The 465-nt window shown below is 80.2% G+C and carries 1 protein-coding gene; it reads left to right on the top strand.

Going from position 1 to position 465, the window contains the following annotated elements; all coding sequences use genetic code 11:
* Positions 1–465: KR domain-containing protein (locus KBX39_RS32815; protein WP_210874305.1), on the top strand; the 465-nt coding region annotated here is incomplete at both ends.

Below are 465 nucleotides of genomic sequence, written 5' to 3'. Positions count from 1 at the left end.
GGGCGCTGTCGGCACCGGCGACACCGACCCGGTGCGCAGCGTCGCCCAGGGCGGGCTGTGGGGCCTGGCCCGGGTCGCCGGGCTGGAACACCCGCAGCTCTGGGGCGGCCTGGTCGACCTGCCGGACGCGCCCGGGCGCGACGACTGGGACCACGCGGTGGGCGTCCTGACCGCGGGCGGCCACGAGGACCAGGTTGCCGTGCGGCCCTCCGGCGTCTTCGTGCGGCGCCTGGTGCGCGCCACGCCGGCGGCCGTCGGCACCGTCGACCGCTGGCAGCCGTCCGGCACCGTCCTCGTCACCGGCGGCACCGGGGCGCTCGGCGCGCACGTGGCCCGCTGGGCGGCGGCCAACGGCGCCGAGCACCTCGTGCTGACCAGCCGCCGCGGCGAACACGCCCCCGGGGCGGCCGAGCTGCGCGACGAACTGACCGCGCTCGGCGCCCGGGTGAGCCTGGTCGCCGCCGA

This window comes from Micromonospora sp. D75 (genome assembly GCF_018070405.1).
GTDB classification, from domain to species: Bacteria; Actinomycetota; Actinomycetes; order Mycobacteriales; family Micromonosporaceae; genus Micromonospora; species Micromonospora chalcea.
The sequence above is the reverse complement of the archived record's forward strand: the minus strand, read 5'-3'. Positions and strand labels throughout refer to the sequence as shown.